This is a genomic window from Streptomyces coeruleofuscus, assembly GCF_039532725.1.
In the GTDB taxonomy this organism is placed as follows: domain Bacteria; phylum Actinomycetota; class Actinomycetes; order Streptomycetales; family Streptomycetaceae; genus Streptomyces; species Streptomyces coeruleofuscus.
This window is the reverse complement of record NZ_BAAASE010000004.1, coordinates 319,521-335,168: the sequence shown is the minus strand read 5'-3', so window position 1 is coordinate 335,168 and position 15,648 is coordinate 319,521. Positions and strand designations below refer to the sequence as shown.

Annotated in this window: 15 protein-coding genes; 9 read left to right on the top strand and 6 right to left on the bottom strand. The window is 71.9% G+C overall.

Annotated elements, in window-relative coordinates; genetic code table 11:
* Positions 1-35: 35 nt before the first annotated feature.
* Positions 36-665 (top strand): hypothetical protein, encoded by a 630-nt coding sequence (locus tag ABFX81_RS16935; protein WP_346138270.1) that lies wholly within the window; start codon positions 36-38, stop codon positions 663-665.
* 30 nt (positions 666-695) lie between these two features.
* Here the strand turns inward: ABFX81_RS16935 and ABFX81_RS16930 are convergent, their stop codons facing one another.
* Together ABFX81_RS16930 and ABFX81_RS16925 are read right to left on the bottom strand one after the other, a co-directional pair.
* Positions 696-1,799 carry an adenylate/guanylate cyclase domain-containing protein gene (locus ABFX81_RS16930; protein ID WP_346138269.1) on the bottom strand — a complete coding sequence of 368 codons (1,104 nt, stop codon included), beginning with the start codon at positions 1,797-1,799 and terminating at the stop codon, positions 696-698.
* Positions 1,800-2,005: 206 nt separating this feature from the next.
* Positions 2,006-2,872 (bottom strand): biotin--[acetyl-CoA-carboxylase] ligase, encoded by an 867-nt coding sequence (locus ABFX81_RS16925; RefSeq protein WP_346138268.1) that lies wholly within the window; start codon positions 2,870-2,872, stop codon positions 2,006-2,008.
* Between the two features lie 110 nt (positions 2,873-2,982).
* Here ABFX81_RS16925 and ABFX81_RS16920 point away from each other — a divergent pair, with 110 nt between their 5' ends.
* The 4 genes from ABFX81_RS16920 (at position 2,983) to ABFX81_RS16905 (ending at position 5,696) form a co-directional block, all read left to right on the top strand.
* Positions 2,983-4,587 (top strand): carboxyl transferase domain-containing protein, encoded by a 1,605-nt coding sequence (locus ABFX81_RS16920; RefSeq protein ID WP_086853521.1) that lies wholly within the window; start codon positions 2,983-2,985, stop codon positions 4,585-4,587.
* Positions 4,588-4,610: 23 nt separating this feature from the next.
* The gene (locus ABFX81_RS16915; protein ID WP_031132777.1) at positions 4,611-4,820 is read left to right on the top strand and encodes an acyl-CoA carboxylase epsilon subunit; all 210 of its coding nucleotides are present in this window, start codon (positions 4,611-4,613) and stop codon (positions 4,818-4,820) included.
* Positions 4,821-4,914: 94 nt separating this feature from the next.
* Complete coding sequence (gene mmpB, locus ABFX81_RS16910) at positions 4,915-5,043, top strand: morphogenic membrane protein MmpB (protein ID WP_010045609.1); 129 nt, start codon at positions 4,915-4,917, stop codon at positions 5,041-5,043.
* Positions 5,044-5,075: 32 nt separating this feature from the next.
* Positions 5,076-5,696, top strand: coding sequence for a Maf family nucleotide pyrophosphatase (locus ABFX81_RS16905; RefSeq protein WP_086853523.1), 621 nt, complete (start codon positions 5,076-5,078; stop codon positions 5,694-5,696).
* Here ABFX81_RS16905 and ABFX81_RS16900 read toward each other — a convergent pair.
* Complete coding sequence (locus ABFX81_RS16900; RefSeq protein WP_086853525.1) at positions 5,665-6,141, bottom strand: hypothetical protein; 477 nt, start codon at positions 6,139-6,141, stop codon at positions 5,665-5,667. The two genes, ABFX81_RS16905 and ABFX81_RS16900, sit on opposite strands and share 32 nt — an antisense overlap.
* A 344-nt stretch (positions 6,142-6,485) precedes the next feature.
* Here ABFX81_RS16900 and ABFX81_RS16895 point away from each other — a divergent pair, with 344 nt between their 5' ends.
* On the top strand, positions 6,486-8,261 hold the full coding sequence (locus ABFX81_RS16895) for an ATP-binding protein (RefSeq protein ID WP_086853527.1): 1,776 nt from the start codon (positions 6,486-6,488) through the stop codon (positions 8,259-8,261).
* A 418-nt stretch (positions 8,262-8,679) separates the two neighbouring features.
* Here the strand turns inward: ABFX81_RS16895 and ABFX81_RS16890 are convergent, their stop codons facing one another.
* Positions 8,680-9,654, bottom strand: a complete 975-nt coding sequence (locus ABFX81_RS16890; RefSeq protein ID WP_150482714.1) for a DeoR/GlpR family DNA-binding transcription regulator — start codon at positions 9,652-9,654, stop codon at positions 8,680-8,682.
* 165 nt (positions 9,655-9,819) lie between these two features.
* Positions 9,820-11,268, bottom strand: a complete 1,449-nt coding sequence (locus tag ABFX81_RS16885) for an NAD(P)H-quinone dehydrogenase (protein ID WP_086855181.1) — start codon at positions 11,266-11,268, stop codon at positions 9,820-9,822.
* Between the two features lie 97 nt (positions 11,269-11,365).
* Between ABFX81_RS16885 and ABFX81_RS16880 the strand changes: the two genes are divergently transcribed.
* From ABFX81_RS16880 to ABFX81_RS16870, 3 genes are all read left to right on the top strand, one after another.
* On the top strand, positions 11,366-11,803 hold the full coding sequence (locus ABFX81_RS16880; protein WP_086855182.1) for a gamma-glutamylcyclotransferase: 438 nt from the start codon (positions 11,366-11,368) through the stop codon (positions 11,801-11,803).
* Between the two features lie 93 nt (positions 11,804-11,896).
* The gene (locus ABFX81_RS16875) at positions 11,897-12,721 is read left to right on the top strand and encodes a purine-nucleoside phosphorylase (RefSeq protein ID WP_086855183.1); all 825 of its coding nucleotides are present in this window, start codon (positions 11,897-11,899) and stop codon (positions 12,719-12,721) included.
* A gap of 406 nt (positions 12,722-13,127) precedes the next feature.
* Positions 13,128-14,789, top strand: a complete 1,662-nt coding sequence (locus ABFX81_RS16870) for a phospho-sugar mutase (protein ID WP_346138267.1) — start codon at positions 13,128-13,130, stop codon at positions 14,787-14,789.
* Between the two features lie 95 nt (positions 14,790-14,884).
* On the opposite strand, the gene ABFX81_RS16865 is transcribed toward ABFX81_RS16870, so the two are convergent.
* A complete protein-coding gene (locus ABFX81_RS16865) occupies positions 14,885-15,589 on the bottom strand; it encodes a PH domain-containing protein (protein WP_086850976.1) in 705 nt (234 codons plus the stop codon).
* Between the last annotated feature and the right edge of the window lie 59 nt (positions 15,590-15,648).

Sequence of the window (15,648 nt, the reverse complement as noted above, 5' to 3'; positions counted from 1 at the left end):
CCGGAGCACCGGCACCCCGCCGGCCGGAACCGGCCATGCCTCATCAGCCAGGCGCCCCCCACGAACCGACCCCGGCGGAAACCGACCCCTTCTCACCGCGCGCCCGAGGCCGGCACCGCAAACCCCGCCCCCGCAAGGCCCTGCTCGCCGCCGGCGGCCTCGCCCTGGCAGCCGGCGCCCTGAGCCTCGTACGCCTGACCTCCGGCCCCGGCACCGACAGCGTCGGCAGCGTCGAGGCCGAGCCCCGTCCCGACCCGGTCACGACCGGCACGGACGAGGCCACGATCACCGCCGCCACCGGCCCCGCCGCCCCGGAGGCGAGCCCTTCGTCGCCCACCGCCCTGGGCGGCCTGCCCGCGTCGCCGGGCACCCGCGGCCCGGCCGCCGCCTCGCGCACCCCGTCCACCTACACGGCCACGTCCACCGACACCCGGGGGGCACACACGGCCGCGGGGCCCCGGCCGACGGCCGTCCCCGACACGACGAACCCCCCGGCCCCGCCGGCCGCGGGCAACGGCAAGGCCCCACGCCCTGCCCAGACCCCGCCCTCACCGCCGGACCGGACCGCACCCGCCCCGGCTCCCGAGCCCGAGAAGCCGAAGGAACCGGAGGACCCGCGCCTGTGCGTGCCGGTCATCGGCCTGTGCGTGGACTCGCCGGGCTGAGATCCCGTCCGGAAAGCCCCGGTCGCCCCGTCAGCCGTTGTCGCGCCGTGTGAGCAGCCACGGCTCCACGACGCCCAGCCCACGCACCGGCCGCTGCCACATCGGCTGCAACGCGAACCGGTACGTCGGCGGCTCCTCGCCCTCCTTCTCCGCCGCCGCGGCCTCCTCGGCCGCCTCCGCCTCCGAGGACGGGGCGTCCTGCGTGCGGATAAGCTCCTCGGCGAAGGCGGTGTCGACGAGCACGGCATCCTTCGGAGCTATCGAGGTGAGCCGGGAGGCCAGGTTCACGGTCGTACCGAACACATCACCCATACGGGTGGTCACCGTGCCGAACGCCATGCCGACGCGCAGCTCCGGCATCGTCTCGTCGTGCGCCATGGTCTCGATCAGGCGCAGGGCGATCTCGGCGGCCGTGCCCGAGTCGTCGGCCGCGTACAGCACCTCGTCGCCGAGGGTCTTGATCAGCCGGCCGCCGTTCGCGGCGACCAGATCGGCGGCGGTGGTCTCGAAGGCCTCGACCAGCTCGCCGAGCTCCTCCTCCTCCATCCGGCGCGTCAGCCGCGTGAACCCGACCAGATCGGCGAAGCCGACCGCGAGCCGCCGGTCCACCATCTCCTCGTCGTCCGCGGCCTGCACGACCCGTCCGGCCGAGGCGGCGAGCTGCCGCCGCCAGACGTAGACCAGGAACTCCTCCAGCTCGGGCAGGAGCAGCTCGACGATCGGATACGTCACCTCGGTGCGCGTCATGCCCGGCTCGGGCGGCTCGGTCAGTCCCTCCAGGAAGGAGTCGATCTGCCACTCGGCGAGCCGCGCGGTGGTCTGCCCGGTGGACCGGGCCACCTGCACGGCCATCGCCTCGCTCAGCAGCCCCGCCTCGACGAGACCGGCGAGGCGCCGCAGCGCCAGTACGTCCGCCTCGGTGAGCGCCTTGGCCTGCCCGATGTCGGCGAAACCCATCGCCCGCCAGAAGCGGGAGGCCAGTTCCATGGAGACGCCGGCGCTGCGGGCCGCCTGGAACGGGGTGTAGCGGCGCTCGGCGCCCAGGATGAGCCCTTCGAGGCGCAGGGCGAGCGGATCCTCGCCGGAGTCGGCGCCCTGCGCGTCCTCGCCGGAACCCGAGTCGTCGACGGTCACGCGTGCTGCCCTTCCGATCTGTCACGGTCATGTATCGACCGGCCTCAACTCTACGGCAGGTGTGCGCCAGCTCACTCCGTTTGGTTCAGCCGGGGGGTGGGGTGAGGTACCCGGCGTGTCCGAGGCACCCGGCGTTGCCCCACCGCCCGGCGAAGGCCGGGGCTGCTGCGCAGCGCCCCGACCCCAGCGACCACGCCGAGCAACCGTCAAGCAGGCCTCAGGTGCACGATGTCCCCCGCGCCGACAGGCTCCTGCACCCCCTCCCCCGTGGCCAGCACCAGCCGCCCGTCCCCGTCCACCGCAACCGCTTCCCCCACCACGGCCCGATCCCCCGGCAACTCCGCCCGCACTTCCCTCCCGAGCGTCGCGCACCCCGCCGCGTACGCCTCCTGCAACCCGCAGACACCCGCGTCGCCGCCCGCCGCACGCCACTTCCCGTACCACTCCTCCAGCGACCGCAGCACCCCCCGCAGCAACGGATCCCGATCCGTACTCACGGCCCCGGCCAGCCCCAGCGACCCCGCCGTGGGCACGGGCAGCTCGTCCTCCTTCAGCGTGACGTTGATGCCGACGCCGATGACGACCCCGCCGTCGCCCGCCCGCTCCGCCAGGATCCCCCCGGCCTTGCGCTCCTCGCCCCGCACGGTGACCAGCAGGTCGTTCGGCCACTTCAGCGCCGTGTCGACACCCGCCGCCCGCGACAACCCCGTCGCCACCGCGACACCCGTGAGCAGCGGCAGCCACCCCCACCGCTCGACCGGCACCTCGCTCGGGGTGAGCAGCACGGAGAAGAACAGACCGGAGCGGGGAGGCGCCGTCCACTGCCGGTCGAGACGCCCGCGCCCGGCCGTCTGCTCCTCGGCGACGAGCACGGCGCCCTCGGCGGCCCTGCCCTCGGCCGCCCGGGCCACCAGGTCGGAGTTCGTGGAGCCGGTGCGCTGCACCACGTCCACCTCGGACCACAGCGCACCCTCATGCACCAGGCCCCGGCGCAGGGCGGTGATGTTGAGGGGCGGACGGTCCAGGTCGGACCAACGGCTACCGTTCGGCTCTGATGCATCTCGCGGCGTCATGCAAGCCACCCTAGGTGTGGTAAACGCCGCACTGCCGATGCGGAGGCACCCCACTAGTCTACGGATGAGTAACCGTCCCCCCTTTTGAGCAGGCAGGGAGCCACATCCCGATGTCCGAGCCGGAAGAGTTGCAGCAGCCCGACATTCACACGACCGCGGGCAAGCTCGCGGATCTCCAGCGCCGCATCGAAGAAGCGACGCACGCCGGCTCCGCACGCGCCGTCGAGAAGCAGCACGCCAAGGGCAAGCTGACGGCCCGTGAGCGAATCGATCTCCTGCTCGACGAGGGCTCCTTCGTCGAACTCGACGAGTTCGCCCGGCACCGTTCCACCAACTTCGGCCTCGACAAGAACCGGCCGTACGGGGACGGGGTGGTCACCGGTTACGGCACCGTCGACGGCCGCCCCGTCGCCGTGTTCTCCCAGGACTTCACCGTCTTCGGCGGGGCCCTCGGCGAGGTCTACGGGCAGAAGATCGTCAAGGTCATGGACTTCGCCCTGAAGACCGGCTGCCCGGTCATCGGCATCAACGACTCCGGCGGCGCCCGGATCCAGGAGGGCGTCGCCTCCCTCGGTGCCTACGGCGAGATCTTCCGCCGCAACACCCACGCGTCGGGTGTCATCCCGCAGATCAGCCTGGTCGTCGGCCCGTGTGCGGGCGGGGCCGTGTACTCCCCCGCCATCACCGACTTCACGGTGATGGTCGACCAGACCTCGCACATGTTCATCACCGGGCCCGACGTCATCAAGACCGTCACCGGCGAGGACGTCGGCTTCGAGGAGCTGGGCGGAGCCAGGACCCACAACTCGACGTCCGGCGTCGCCCACCACATGGCGGGCGACGAGAAGGACGCCATCGAGTACATCAAGCAGCTCCTGTCCTACCTGCCGTCCAACAACCTCTCCGAACCGCCGGCCTTCCCCGAGGAGGCCGACCTCGAGGTCACCGACGAGGACCGCGAGCTGGACGTGATCGTCCCGGACAGCGCGAACCAGCCGTACGACATGCACGCGGTCATCGAGCACGTCCTGGACGACGCCGAGTTCTTCGAGACTCAGCCGCTGTACGCGCCGAACATCGTCACCGGCTTCGGCCGCGTCGAGGGCCGGCCGGTCGGCATCATCGCCAACCAGCCGACGCAGCTCGCCGGGTGCCTGGACATCAAGGCCAGCGAGAAGGCCGCCCGCTTCGTGCGGACCTGCGACGCCTTCAACGTCCCGGTCCTCACCTTCGTCGACGTCCCCGGCTTCCTGCCCGGCGTCGGCCAGGAGCACGACGGCATCATCCGGCGCGGCGCCAAGCTGATCTACGCCTACGCCGAGGCGACCGTCCCGCTCATCACGATCATCACCCGCAAGGCCTTCGGCGGCGCCTACGACGTCATGGGCTCCAAGCACCTGGGTGCCGACCTCAACCTCGCCTGGCCCACCGCCCAGATCGCCGTCATGGGCGCCCAGGGCGCGGTCAACATCCTGCACCGCCGCACGATCGCGGAGGCAGAGGCGAACGGCGAGGACCTGGAGGCGGTCCGCGCCCGGCTGATCCAGGAGTACGAGGACGCCCTCCTCAACCCCTACGTCGCGGCCGAGCGCGGCTACATCGACGCGGTGATCATGCCGTCCGAGACCCGCCGGCACGTCGTACGGGGTCTGCGTCAACTGCGGACGAAGCGGGAATCCCTGCCTCCGAAGAAGCACGGCAACATCCCCCTCTAGACCGGCGAGCCCAGGAGGCCCACATGACGATCAAGGTCGTACGGGGCAACCCGACCCCCGAGGAGCTGGCCGCCGCCCTGGCGGTGGTCAGGGCCCGCGCCGCGGCGGCGGCAGCAACGCCGCCCGGCGCGCCGGCCACCCGCGACTCCTGGTCCGACCCGTCCCGCATCGCGGCCCACCGCCTGCCCCAGCCGGGGCCGGCGGCATGGGGCCGCACGTACTGGCCGGGCTGACCCACAGGGCGGACACGCCCCAGGGGTGGGGGCCGGACAACTTGAGTACTCGTACTCAGGCGCCGCCCCCGCCCCCCGTCCGACCATGGAAGGCATGCTGTGGTCCGACCCCGAGAACGAACCGCCGAAAGAGCTGCGCGACACGCAGGACATGCTTCGGCGGCTGGGCGTTCTCATGGCGTTGGCCATGGTGCTGGCGATGATCGTGATCGGCGTGAGGTGAGTCGCGCCAGGTGACGCCGATACGCTGAACGCATGACAGATCAGCCGCGCCGCCGACTCGTCCTCGCCTCCCAGTCCCCCGCCCGGCTCGGGCTGCTCCGCCAGGCCGGTCTCGCCCCCGAGGTGATCGTGAGCGGCGTCGACGAGGAGGCCGTCACCGCTCCCACCCCCGCCGAGCTGGCGCTCGCCCTGGCCGAGGCGAAGGCCTCCGTCGTGGCGGCCCGGCCGGAGGCCAAGGGCGCGATCGTGATCGGCTGCGACTCGGTGCTCGACCTGGACGGCCAGGCCCTCGGCAAGCCCGAGGACGCCGAGGAGGCCACCGCCCGCTGGAAGGCGATGCGCGGACGCGCCGGAACGCTCCAGACCGGCCACTGCGTCTACGACACGCTCTCCGGCCGCTACGCCTCCGCCACCGCGTCCACCGTCGTCCACTTCGGCGAGCCCACGGACGAGGAGATCGCCGCCTACGTCGCCTCCGGCGAACCCCTCTACGTCGCCGGTGCGTTCACCCTGGACGGCCGCTCGGCCCCGTTCATCGACGGCATCGACGGCGACCACGGCAACGTCATCGGCATCAGCCTGCCCCTCGTGCGGCGGCTGCTCGCCGGGCTGGGCGTCGGCATCACGGAGTTGTGGGCGCCGCCGGAGAAGTGACCGGGGTCCCGCCGCCGCCCGTCCCGTCCTGGGGCGCGGTGTCGGCGGGCTCGGCCGCACGGTCGTAGGTCATCAGCAGCAGCACGATCAGGCCGAGCACCAGCATCATGAACAGGAACGCGGGCGGGCCGACGAGTCCCCAGGTGAACGCGCCGAGCAGCCCGTGCACGACCGCCGCGCTGATCAGCAGCACCCGCCCGAACCCCGCCGCGGGCCGGTCCCGCAGCGCCACCAGCAGGGCGACCAGGCCGCACAGGGCGAAGTAGAGGCCGAAGACGATCCCGCCGATCTTCGACGACACGGACATCATGTGCGGGTCGAGTCCGGCCAGGGACATGTCCTGCCGGTCGACGGCGACGCCGAGGATCCAGTTCAGCGCGGCGATGCCGAGCGCCTCTCCGAACAGCACCACTGCCACGACCCACGCCACCGGCCTGCGCACCACCGGGCCCCACCCACTTACCCCTAGTACGTTCGAGACATCGCGAGGCTACTAACCGGTAAACCCTGGGACAAGGGTTCTGCGGAGGGCAAAGAATCATTGGGCCATTCGTAGGGACTCCACAAAGAAACCGAGTGGCCCGCAGCACGTGATGACAGAGACCTTGGCCACAGAGGAGGGCTAGGGTTTGCCGGAGGAGTACTGCGTACCGCGGTGCGACAAGGGATTTCGCGGGTCGAGCGAGCCTCGCATCACGCTCCGTGTGGGCAAGCTCACCACTGGGGACGGGTCGAAGTGTCGTGTCGGCAGTCCCTAAACTCGGCTTGTTTCAAGGAGGGAGCCTCATCGTGCGCAAGGTGCTCATCGCCAACCGTGGCGAAATCGCTGTCCGCGTGGCCCGGGCCTGCCGGGATGCCGGCATCAAGAGCGTGGCCGTCTACGCCGACCCGGACCGGGACGCTCTGCATGTCCGCGCCGCGGATGAGGCGTTCGCCCTGGGCGGTGACACGCCGGGCACCAGCTATCTCGACATCGAGAAGGTGCTGAACGCCGCGCGCGAGTCGGGCGCGGACGCGATCCACCCCGGCTACGGCTTCCTCTCGGAGAACGCGGACTTCGCGCAGGCGGTCCTGGACGCGGGCCTGATCTGGATCGGCCCGCCCCCGCAGGCGATCCGCGACCTGGGCGACAAGGTCGCCGCCCGGCACATCGCGCAGCGCGCGGGCGCCCCGCTGGTGGCGGGCACGCCCGACCCGGTGTCCGGTGCCGAGGAGGTCGTCACCTTCGCCGAGGAGCACGGTCTGCCGATCGCCATCAAGGCGGCGTTCGGTGGTGGCGGCCGCGGCCTGAAGGTCGCGCGCACGCTGGAAGAGGTCCCGGAGCTGTACGACTCGGCGGTCCGCGAGGCCGTGGCGGCCTTCGGCCGGGGCGAGTGCTTCGTCGAGCGCTACCTCGACAAGCCCCGCCACGTGGAGACCCAGTGCCTGGCCGACCAGCACGGCAACGTGGTCGTGGTCTCCACGCGCGACTGCTCCCTCCAGCGCCGGCACCAGAAGCTGGTCGAGGAGGCGCCCGCGCCCTTCCTGTCCGAGGCGCAGGTGGAGCAGCTGTACTCGGCCTCCAAGGCGATCCTGAAGGAGGCCGGCTACGTCGGCGCCGGCACGGTCGAGTTCCTCGTCGGCAACGACGGCACGATCTCCTTCCTGGAGGTCAACACCCGTCTCCAGGTGGAGCACCCGGTCACCGAGGAGGTCGCCGGCATCGACCTCGTGCGCGAGATGTTCCGCATCGCCGACGGCGAGGAGCTCGGCTACGGCGACCCGGCGCTGCGGGGGCACTCCTTCGAGTTCCGCATCAACGGCGAGGACCCGGGCCGCAACTTCCTGCCGGCTCCCGGCACGGTCACGACGTTCGCCCCGCCGTCCGGCCCGGGTGTCCGCCTGGACGCGGGTGTGGAATCCGGCTCGGTCATCGGCCCGGCGTGGGACTCCCTGCTGGCCAAGCTGATCGTCACCGGCCGCACGCGCAAGGAGGCACTGGAGCGGGCCGCCCGTGCCCTGGAGGAGTTCCAGGTCGAGGGCATGGCGACGGCGATCCCGTTCCACCGTGCGGTGGTGCGGGACCCGGCGTTCGCTCCCGAGGTGCACGGTCAGGACGGGCCGTTCACGGTCCACACCCGCTGGATCGAGACCGAGTTCGTCAACGAGATCAAGCCCTTCGCGGCCGCTGCGGACGCCTTGGACGCGGACGAGGAGGCGGGCCGCGAGACGGTGGTCGTCGAGGTCGGCGGCAAGCGCCTCGAGGTCTCCCTCCCGGCGTCCCTGGGCATGTCCCTGGCCCGCACGGGCCTCGCGGCCGGGGCCAAGCCCAAGCGCCGCGCGGCGAAGAAGTCGGGCCCCGTCGCCTCCGGTGACACCCTCGCCTCCCCGATGCAGGGCACCATCGTCAAGGTCGCGGTGGAGGAGGGCCAGGAGGTCAAGGAGGGCGACCTGGTCGTCGTCCTGGAGGCCATGAAGATGGAACAGCCCCTCAACGCCCACAAGTCCGGCACGATCAAGGGCCTCAGCGCGGAGATCGGCGCCTCGGTCACGTCCGGCGCGGCGATCTGCGAGATCAAGGACTGACCGGGACGGACGGCGCCTTCGGCGCGGCCCTGGACCGGGGCCGTGCCGGGGCCGTCCTCGGAACGGCGCGATGGGCTCGGCACCAACCATCCGTCCGTTGACGCGCCAACCGCTGCGGGCGGACACCCCCCGGCACGTCCCCTTCTCGCCGTAGGCGACTGCGGGGGCGTCGTGGCTTGGCTGCCGCGGGCCGCCGGTCCCGCTGAGCTGCGGGCAGTCGTGCCTCCCCCAGTGCCTCAAGGGCCTGGGAGGTACTCCCAGGGCGGCACAGGTGGGCGCAGCGGTACCCCGCAGCGCCGGGTCGCGCCACGCCCGGCCTCAGCAGGCGCTGACGGCACCCTCTACGCCGAGTTGCGGACCCACCCGGCAAAACGCCGGGTGCCTGGCAACCGACAGCACCTGGACCGGCACCCGGCTCTCAACGCCGCCGCAGATCCGCAACCCTGCCCCGCTCCGCCCCAGGACTCTGCTCCCCGAGCATCGAGGCCGACCGCAACCCGCTCCCCGCCCCCGGCACCTGCCTCCGCGGCCCGGGCAACGGCACATCCCGACGCTGCTGACGCGCCGGGACGGCATCACCCCCGGGGCCTCCCGCCCCGGCCGAACCCCCCGGCGCCCCCGCGACAGCGATCTGCACTCCCTGATCGGCGAGCGCCTGGAGCTCCGTAGCCGCACGGTCGTCGTGACCTGGCGGTTCGTCCGTCACGAGGCGGGTGATGAGATCCGTCGGCACGGTCTGGAACATCGTGTCCGTCCCGAGCTTGGTGTGGTCGGCGAGGACCACGACCTCCGCGGCCGCCTGCACCAACGCCCGGTCGACGGATGCCGACAGCATGTTGGACGTGGACAGCCCGCGCTCCGCGGTCAGACCGCTCCCGGACAGGAACGCCCGCGACACCCGCAGCCCGTGCAGGGACTGCTCGGCACCGCTGCCGACCAGGGCGTAGTTCGAGCCGCGGAGCGTTCCGCCGGTCATCACGACCTCGACCCGGTTGGCATGGGCCAACGCCTGTGCGACGAGCAGTGAGTTGGTGACGACGGTCAGCCCGGGCACCCGGGCGAGCCGGCGTGCCAGCTCCTGGGTCGTCGTACCCGCCCCGACCACGATCGCCTCGCCCTCCTCCACGAAACTCGCGGCGAGGTCGGCGATGGCGGTCTTCTCGGCGGTCGCGAGATGAGACTTCTGCGGAAAGCCGGACTCCCGCGTGAAACCGCCCGGCAGTACCGCACCGCCGTGCCGGCGGTCGAGGAGTCCTTCTGCCTCCAGCGCGCGCACGTCCCGCCGTACGGTCACTTCGGAGGTCTGGACGACGCGGGCGAGCTCACGGAGCGACACGGCCCCGTTCGCTCGCACCATTTCGAGGATCAATTGGCGACGTTCTGCAGCGAACACGAAACTGACAGTAACGCCAGCGACCGTCTGCTTTCAGCAGTTTGCGCTGAATAGCAGAAGATGTTCGCACGGAGCAGCGGGAAGTGGTATAGGACCTAGTCCGGCCGCCTATGCCGCACGCATGGTCGAACACTGCCCGTGACCAGCGAGGAGGCGGATCCGGCCTCAGCTCTCGCCGGTCTCCTTACGGGTGTGCAACTGCCGTGCCACCTCGGCGATCGAGCCCGACAACGAGGGATAGACGGTGAAGGCGTTCGCAATCTGTTCGACTGTCAGATTGTTGTCGACCGCGATCGAGATGGGGTGGATCAGTTCCGAGGCACGCGGCGCCACGACCACGCCGCCGACCACGATCCCCGTCCCCGGCCGGCAGAAGATCTTGACGAAGCCGTCGCGGATGCCCTGCATCTTCGCGCGCGGGTTGCGCAGCAGCGGCAGCTTCACGACGCGGGCGTCGATCTTCCCGCCGTCGACATCGGCCTGGCTGTAGCCGACGGTGGCGATCTCCGGGTCGGTGAAGACGTTCGACGAGACGGTCTTCAGGTTCAGCGGGGCCACGGCATCGCCCAGGAAGTGGTACATGGCGATACGTCCCTGCATGGCGGCCACGGAGGCGAGGGCGAACACGCCCGTCACGTCACCGGCCGCGTACACGCCCGGAGCGGTCGTACGCGACACCTTGTCGGTCCAGATGTGACCGGACTCGCGCAGCCTGACCCCGGCTTCCTCCAGCCCCATGCCCGAGCTGTTCGGAACGGCACCGACGGCCATGAGGCAGTGCGACCCGGTGATGACACGCCCGTCGGAGAGGGTCACCTCTACCCGGTCCCCGACCCGCTTGGCGGACTGCGCCCGGGTACGCCCCATGACGTTCATCCCGCGCCGCCGGAAGACCTCCTCCAGCACGGCGGCCGCGTCCGGGTCCTCACCGGGCAGCACCCGGTCCCGCGACGACACGAGCGTCACCTTCGACCCCAGCGCCTGGTAGGCACCGGCGAACTCGGCACCGGTCACACCCGACCCGACCACGATCAGCTCCTCGGGGAGCTCGTCGAGGTCGTACACCTGGGTCCAGTTCAGGATCCGCTCGCCGTCGGGCTGGGCGTCGGGCAGCTCGCGGGGATGCCCGCCGGTGGCGATGAGCACGGCATCCGCCGTCAGAGTCTCTTCGCTCCCGTCGGCGGCGCGCACCACGACCTTCCGCGACCCGTCGAGCGCCTGCATGCCCTCCAGCCGCCCGCGCCCGCGCAGGACACGCGCACCGGCACGCGTCACGGAGGCCGTGATGTCGTGCGACTGGGCGAGCGCGAGCCGCTTCACACGCCGGTTGACCTTGCCCAGGTCCACCCCCACCACCCGGGCGGCCTGCTCGATGTGCGGGGTGTCGTCCGCGACGATGATCCCCAGCTCCTCGTACGAGGAGTCGAAGGTGGTCATCACCTCGGCCGTGGCGATGAGGGTCTTGGACGGCACGCAGTCGGTGAGCACCGACGCCCCGCCCAGACCGTCGCAATCGACGACGGTCACCTCCGCACCGAGTTGTGCGGCGACCAGCGCCGCTTCGTATCCGCCGGGTCCGCCACCGATGATCACGATCCGAGTCACGTACTCCATTGTCCCGCACGCCTCGACGGGACACCGCCCCGGGGGACCCGCCCGATGCGGCTCCGTTACGCGAGTGACTCCGGTGCACCTGCCGTACCCTCTCCCCATGTCGCTCTACGCCGCGTACGCCGGCAACCTCGACGCGCGGCTGATGTCCCGCCGCGCCCCGCACTCGCCGCTGCGCGCCACCGGCTGGCTGAACGGGTGGCGGCTGACCTTCGGCGGCGAGCACATGGGCTGGGAGGGCGCCCTGCCGACGATCGTCGAGGACCCCCTCTCCCAGGTCTTCGTCGCGCTGTACGACATCGCCCCCATGGACGAGGAGTCGCTCGACCGGTGGGAGGGCGTGGGGCTCGACATCTATCGCCGCACACGCGTACGGGTGCACACCCTGGAGGGTGACGAGCAGGCGTGGGCCTTCGCCCTCAACGCCTACGAGGGCGGCCTGCCCTCCGCCCGCCACCTGGGCGAGATCGCCGACGCGGCCGAATCGGCCGGCGCCCCGCACGACTACGTGATGGAACTCCGCAAGCGCCCCTGCTGAGCCCCGCCTCGTCGGAAACGACAAGACAACGATCGCCACCCCGTGAGCTCTGCCATCTACGCGCGTAGGCAATCACCGGCTACCCTCGTCGGCGTGAACGCATCTCTTCTTCCGGACGACATCCAGGGCGACCCCCACGCCGCCGCCGACGCCGCCGCGGCCCGCCTGCGCGAACTCACGGGCGCCGAGACCCACGACGTCGCCCTCGTGATGGGCTCCGGCTGGGCCCCGGCCGTGGACGCCCTCGGCGCCCCCGAGGCAGAGCTCCAGGTCACCGAGCTGCCCGGCTTCCCGCCGCCGGCGGTCGAGGGCCACGGAGGCAAGATCCGCTCGTACCGGATCGGCAACAAGCGCGCCCTCGTCTTCCTCGGCCGCACGCACTACTACGAGGGCCGCGGCGTGGCCGCCGTCGCCCACGGCGTCCGCACCGCCGTGTCGGCCGGCTGCAAGACGATCGTCCTCACCAACGGCTGCGGCGGCCTGCGCGAGGGCATGCGCCCCGGCCAGCCGGTCCTGATCAGCGACCACATCAACCTCACGGCGACGTCCCCGATCATCGGCGCCAACTTCGTCGACCTCACCGACCTCTACTCCCCGCGCCTGCGGGCCCTGTGCAAGGAGGTCGACCCCACCCTGGAGGAGGGCGTCTACGCCCAGTTCCCCGGCCCGCACTACGAGACTCCGGCCGAGATCCGCATGGCCCGGGTCATCGGGGCGGACCTGGTGGGCATGTCGACGGTCCTGGAGGCGATCGCCGCGCGTGAGGCGGGTGCGGAGGTTCTGGGCATCTCCCTCGTCACGAACCTGGCAGCGGGCATGACCGGGGAGCCCCTCAACCACGAAGAGGTCCTCCAGGCCGGCCGCGACTCCGCCACGAGGATGGGCTCACTGCTCGCGCAGGTCCTGGACCGCCTGTAGACAACCCGGGGCCGGGGCCGGGTGGGTCCGCAGCCCGGCGGAACGGGGTGCCGCTTCTTTGGGACGGGTGCCGCCCTGGTGGCACCTCCCAGGCCCTCAAGGCACTGGGGGAGGCACGACTGCCCGCAGCCAAGCCGATGCGCAGCCGCACCCGCGTACGCACGGAAGGGGACGTGTCGGGGGGTGTCCGCCCGCAGCGGTTGGCGCGTCAACGGACGGTTAGTCGGTATCCGACCCCATCGCGCCGTTCCGAGGACGGACACCCCCCGTCGCGGCCCCGACCCACCGCACCCCGGTAGGCGCTACGCGCGCCCCCCACCGAAGCCGCACAGGCCGCCGCAGGCACCCGGCACGACCGCCGGAGGCATCCGCACCCGCATGACAACCGGAGAGGCTGACACAGACCGTGCACGACGAACTCATCGCACAGGCCCAGGCGTGGCTCACCGAGGACCCCGACCCGGAAACCCGCACCGAGCTCGCCCGCCTCATCGACGCGAAGGACCACACCGAACTCGCCGCCCGCTTCAGCGGCACCCTCCAGTTCGGCACGGCCGGCCTCCGAGGCGAACTCGGCGCCGGCCCCATGCGCATGAACAGCTCGGTCGTCATCCGCGCGGCCGCCGGTCTCGCCGCGTACCTCAAGAAGCAGGGTCCCCACCAGAGGGAAGGGGGTGCCGGCCTCGTCGTCATCGGCTACGACGCCCGCCACAAGTCATACGACTTCGCCCGCGACACCGCCGCCGTCATGACCGGCGCCGGCCTCCGCGCCGCCGTCCTCCCCCGCCCCCTCCCCACCCCCGTCCTCGCCTTCGCGATAAGGCACCTCGGCGCGGTCGCCGGCGTAGAGGTCACCGCCAGCCACAACCCGCCCCGCGACAACGGTTACAAGGTGTACCTCGGCGACGGCTCCCAGATCGTCCCGCCGGCGGACATCGACATCGCCGCGGAGATCGCCGCCGTCCCGTCCCTCACCACCGTCCGCCGCCCCACCGAAGGCTGGGACACCCTCGACGACAGCGTCCTCGACGCCTACCTCGCCCGCACGGACGCCGTCCTGGCCAAGGACTCCCCCCGCACCGCCCGCACGGTGTACACGGCGATGCACGGCGTCGGCAAGGACGTCCTCCTCGCCGCCTTCGTCCGCGCCGGCTTCCCGGAACCGGCCCTCGTCACGGAGCAGGCCGAACCCGACCCGGACTTCCCGACCGTCGCGTTCCCCAATCCGGAGGAGCCCGGCGCGATGGACCTGGCGTTCGCGACGGCCCGCGCGACGACCCCCGCACCCGACCTGATCATCGCCAACGACCCGGACGCGGACCGCTGCGCCGTCGCCGTGCGGGACGGCCAGGACGGCGCCGACTGGCGCATGCTCCGCGGCGACGAGGTCGGCGCCCTGCTCGCCGCCCACCTGGTCCGCCGCGGAGCGACCGGCACCTTCGCGGAGTCGATCGTCTCGTCCTCCCTCCTCGGGCGTATCGCCGAGAAGGCCGGTCTCCCCCACGTCGAGACCCTCACCGGCTTCAAGTGGATCGCCCGCGCCGAGGGCCTGCGCTACGGCTACGAGGAGGCCCTCGGCTACTGCGTCGACCCGGACGGCGTACGCGACAAGGACGGCATCACGGCAGCGCTCCTGATCACGGAACTGGCGTCGCAGCTCAAGGAGGAAGGCCGCACGCTCCTGGACCTCCTCGACGACCTGGCCGTGGAACACGGACTGCACGCCACGGACCAGCTCTCGGTCCGCGTGGAGGACCTCTCCCTCATCACGGCCGCGATGCGCCGCCTTCGTGAACAGCCCCCGACCGAACTTGCCGGCCTGCCGATCACCCGCACCGACGACCTCACCCAGGGGACGGACACCCTCCCGCCCACCGACGGCCTCCGCTACACCCTCGACGGCGCCCGGGTGATCGTCCGCCCGAGCGGCACGGAGCCGAAGCTGAAGTGCTACCTGGAGGTCGTGGTCCCGGTCGCGACCCACGCCGGCCTCCCCGAGGCCCGCGCACGGGCGACGGGCCTACTGGAGTCGATCAAGCGCGACCTGTCCACGGCGGCAGGCATCTGAAACAGTCCGACGAGCCGGCCCCGGCAAAGCCGCGCACTCCGGCCCGGGGCCGCCCTCCACAAACTGGGAACCTCCCGGCACGGGGCCGACCTCCGTCAGCCCACCACCAGCAGAATCAACACCAGCAGCGCCCCCGCAACCGCCGGCCCCACCACCTCGTAGGCCCACCGCACGGTCACCTCACCCTGCGCCGTCTCCGCCCGGTGCCGTGCCTCGTGCAGCTCCCGCAGGTCATCCATGATCCGGTCGGTCTCCGCCCGCACGGGCCCGTCGGACACGGGCCCCGCGCCGAGGCCGCCGCCCAACCCCGCTCCCATCCCGAGCGCACTGCCGCGGCCCTCGTCATGCCCCATCCCCCGCCGTGCCTGGGCCGTCGCCCGCATCTCACGCCGGGCGGCCTTCTTGCGGGCGCGCAGCGAGACGGGCACGGCCCACAGCTGGTACTTCGCGCCGGACTCCGTGAGGACCTCGTTCGAGTAGGCGGACTTCAGCGAGGCGATCCGCCCCCAGGGCAGCACGATGACGCGGAACGGGTTGCGGATGCGCAGCCGGTCCTCGCCCGCGTACACCGCGGGCCGGAGCGTGAAGGCGACGACCAGCGGCACGACCAGGATCAGCACGGCGAGCGCCATCCACGGCGTGCGCCCGCCGCCCGAGGTCACCGCGTCGATGCCGAGCCACGCGGCGATGGCGAGCAGCAGCACGCCACCGGCGATGGCGGGAACCGACCGGTACACCCGGTCCTTGGACTCGGGCTCCGGAGGCTGCGGCGCTGGTGACTGGGGTTCGGGGCTCGTCATGCCTCGATTCTGCCGGACCGTGTGCCGGCCGCCTCGACTGCACCCGAGGAACCCCGGGG